Source organism: Coleofasciculus sp. F4-SAH-05, from assembly GCF_040222985.1.
In the GTDB taxonomy this organism is placed as follows: Bacteria; Cyanobacteriota; Cyanobacteriia; order Cyanobacteriales; family Coleofasciculaceae; genus Coleofasciculus; species Coleofasciculus chthonoplastes.
In genome coordinates this window covers 1-3,489 of sequence record NZ_JAVKBY010000117.1, presented here as the reverse complement: position 1 = coordinate 3,489, position 3,489 = coordinate 1, and the positions used below count along the sequence as shown (strand labels likewise).

The following is a 3,489-nucleotide window of genomic DNA, read 5'->3' as shown; positions in this document are numbered from 1 at the left end:
CTTAAATGCCCGACTCACTTGACTGACTGACACGCCATTTCCTATCAGCTCCAAGGCACGTATTCGTATGTGCAAGACTATAAGCGATCGCCATAGCTAGTAGACCTGATGAGAAGTTGTACATTCTTTATTCACGCCTTGTAACTAGACCAGCGCGAAGCGCTATAACTTCTTTGGGACGAGCTAAGAATCGAGAGCGCACGGCAGTTGAACATTCCTTGGCACATCTGGGACGTTGGCAAGGCAATCGCGCTCGCTATATCGGTTTACGCAAGAACCTGTTTGACTGGCGACGTACCGCCGTTGTTCACAACCTTCACGTTTTGGCTCGTGGCTTTGAGCGGAGGCTTACGCCGACAAATCTTATGACACCCAATCCGGGGAACACTACCACCAATCAATATCCATCACAACAATAAAATCGACGCGATCGCACTTATTCCTAATTTCTCTTTGATGATTAATGCTCCCAATGCCATCCGAAATGGTAGAGCAGGAGCTCCTATATCTATCGCAAAATTCTTAGCATATTCCTCTTCAAATTCTGACCATGGCATTAGATTTGCCATGATTACCCAACGGTAATATGCGTGATAACTTTCCCTCAAAGGGGAGTTCAAAGTTTTCTGGCTCCGTAGGCACTGAGTCTACTTTTCGGTACATCTACCTGATCGGGGGTGCAAGGATATGAAGGGATTTTACCAGATTTCCTTGTATTTGGACAACAGTCAATAGGGTTCTAAGCATTGCTAGCTAAGGGTTTTGGCTTTGTGCAGCAAGCCCTAGTTAGCCATACGTGAGATTATCCCATCATAACGACGGCAGTTAAGGAGTGTATTAGAGTTTTGTTATAATCATGCAATTTTGTTGGTTTAACGCTATAATGTCCATCCTTCGTTTCACGCAAGCTTCCATATCAGTGAAAAATGGTCAAGTGAGCACTGTGGAGAACAACCCAGTCAACACTACCCACATTGTCATTCTCGGAAAAATATATAAGTCCTTTTTCCGAGTTAGTTACTATTCCAATAATAGTCGCTTCGTTTTCAAATTAGATGGCAACCAAAAAGCTGCCCTCTTACAATTTGGTTTGCCAGATTTGACATCTGGTAATACCAGTGCTGGGTCTTACGTTGTCAAGATTTTTGCCGATGGTGAACTGCTTTGGGCAGGGGAATGCCAGCGAAGTCAAGGTCGTCAAATTATATCAGTCCCAGTCGACATTCCCGGAGCCACAGCGTTGACGATTGAAGTGACCAGCAACGGGAACAACGATAAGGCATTATATTTCACTGAAGCTCAGTTATTCAGAGATTCTTGATTGTCTCACCCCATTCTTTTATAAGACTAAAGTTCTACTCGATCTAGAGCGCCAGTCCACTAATAGTAAAGAGCCTGATTTTCCGTTCAGGATGAGCGCCAGAATGACCGTTTTGCGTTATAGCTGGGATTACTGGACCGGTGTTCTAGGGATGGAATAAGGCTTTAGTCTTGGTGTAGTACATCTGCACAAGGGGGCTTCAGACTAAAAAAAGGCTCTTGCGTTTCAACAAGAGCCTTCAAGCCAATTAAGTTTTAGTGGATGAAATGAACCAATCTAGTCAAGATCACCCATAAACAATACTGGCTCACTCTCACGGTCAATACCTTTTTCAAATCCAGCAACAGCCGCACGAGCGCGACCGGCATGCCAGAGGTGACCGATCAAGAAGAAGAATCCTAAGATAAAGTGAGCCGAAGCCAACCATGCACGGGGGTTAACGTAGTTAAACCCGTTCATTTCTGTGATGATGCCACCAACGGAGTTGATGGAACCGTTCGGTGCATGGGTCATGTATTCAGCCGCACGGCGCAGTTGCCAAGGCTGAATATCATTTCTCAGCTTGTCTACATCCAGTCCGTTAGAACCACGTAGCGGCTCTAACCAAGGACCTTGGAAATCCCAGAAGCGCATGGTTTCACCACCGAAGATGATTTCTCCAGTCGGAGAGCGCATCAGGTATTTACCTAGACCCGTCGGACCTTGAGCAGAAGCAATATTTGCCCCTAACCGTTGGTCACGCGCTAAGAAGACGAAGGACTGAGCCTGAGACGCTTCAGCGTTAGTTGGACCATAAAATTCGCTGGGATAAGCGGTGTTATTGAACCAAACAAACGAAGCGGCGATAAAGCCCATCAGGGACAACGCACCTAAGCTGTAGGAGAGATAGGCTTCTCCAGACCAGATAAAGGCGCGACGTGCCCAACCGAAGGGCTTAGTGAGAATGTGGAAGATACCGCCAGAAATACAGATCAGACCGATCCATATATGTCCGCCGATAATATCTTCCATGTTGTTGACGCCGATGAGCCAACCTTCTCCACCAAAGGGAGAGGTGGTTAGATAACCGAAGATCACCGCTGGGTTCAGCGTTGGGTTGGTGATGATCCGCACGTCACCACCGCCGGGTGCCCAAGAATCATAAACACCCCCCACAAACATGGCTTTGATTACGAGCAGTAAAGCACCTAGACCTAAAACAATCAGGTGGAACCCGATGATTGTGGTCATCTTGTTCTTATCTTTCCAGTCGTAACCAAAGAAGGCGGAGTACTCTTCTAAGGTTTCTGGACCGCGAACGGCGTGATAGATACCGCCCAAACCCAGAACGGCAGAGGAAATGATATGCAGCACCCCGACGACAAAGTAAGGGAATGTGTCAATCACTTCACCACCGGGACCTACACCCCAACCCAGAGTAGCTAGGTGAGGTAAAAGAATTGCGCCCTGTTCATACATGGGCTTTTCGGGAATAAAGTGGGCAACTTCAAATAAAGTCATTGCCCCAGCCCAGAAGACAATTAGTCCAGCATGGGCAACATGAGCCCCCAGTAATTTACCGGAGAGATTGATCAAACGGGCATTACCCGCCCACCAGGCAAAACCTGATGATTGTTGGTCGCGGTTTCCCGCCACCATGGAACTACTAGAGAGCGTTACCACGGGGTAGTACCTCCTCAGGGAATACAAACTTCTGGTGTGGTTGGTCTTGAGGCGCCAGCCAAGCCCGGACTCCTTCGTTGAGCAGAATGTTCTTGGTGTAGAATGTCTCAAATTCGGGGTCTTCCGCCGCCCGGATTTCCTGGGAAACGAAGTCATAAGCCCGCAGGTTTACCGCTAAGCCAATCACACCCACTGAACTCATCCACAAGCCTGTCACGGGGACAAACAGCATGAAGAAGTGCAGCCAGCGCTTGTTGGAAAACGCAATCCCGAAAATCTGAGACCAGAAACGGTTCGCCGTCACCATGGAATAGGTTTCTTCGGCTTGGGTGGGGTTAAACGCCCGGAAGGTGTTTGACCCTTCCCCATCTTCAAACAAGGTGTTTTCTACGGTTGCACCGTGAATGGCACACAGCAGCGCTCCACCTAAGATACCTGCCACTCCCATCATGTGGAAGGGGTTCAGTGTCCAGTTGTGGAACCCTTGGAAGAACAGCAAGAAGCGG

Annotated in this window: 2 protein-coding genes and 3 pseudogenes; 2 read left to right on the top strand and 3 right to left on the bottom strand. The window is 48.0% G+C overall.

Annotation, left to right across the window (positions count from 1 at the left end; all coding sequences use genetic code 11):
- Positions 1-89 precede the first annotated feature (89 nt).
- Positions 90-419 (top strand): annotated as a pseudogene (locus RIG27_RS14235) (hypothetical protein); the annotation flags it as partial.
- A 15-nt stretch (positions 420-434) separates the two neighbouring features.
- Here RIG27_RS14235 and RIG27_RS14230 read toward each other — a convergent pair.
- Positions 435-663 (bottom strand): annotated as a pseudogene (locus RIG27_RS14230) (IS5/IS1182 family transposase); the annotation flags it as partial.
- A 193-nt stretch (positions 664-856) separates the two neighbouring features.
- Between RIG27_RS14230 and RIG27_RS14225 the strand changes: the two are divergent.
- Positions 857-1,321 (top strand): NPCBM/NEW2 domain-containing protein, encoded by a 465-nt coding sequence (locus tag RIG27_RS14225; protein WP_446346123.1) that lies wholly within the window; start codon positions 857-859, stop codon positions 1,319-1,321.
- A 276-nt stretch (positions 1,322-1,597) separates the two neighbouring features.
- Here RIG27_RS14225 and psbC read toward each other — a convergent pair whose 3' ends face one another.
- Positions 1,598-2,959, bottom strand: coding sequence for a photosystem II reaction center protein CP43 (gene psbC, locus RIG27_RS14220; protein WP_446346121.1), 1,362 nt, complete (start codon positions 2,957-2,959; stop codon positions 1,598-1,600).
- Between the two features lie 7 nt (positions 2,960-2,966).
- Positions 2,967-3,489: pseudogene (locus RIG27_RS14215) on the bottom strand (photosystem II D2 protein (photosystem q(a) protein)); the annotation flags it as partial.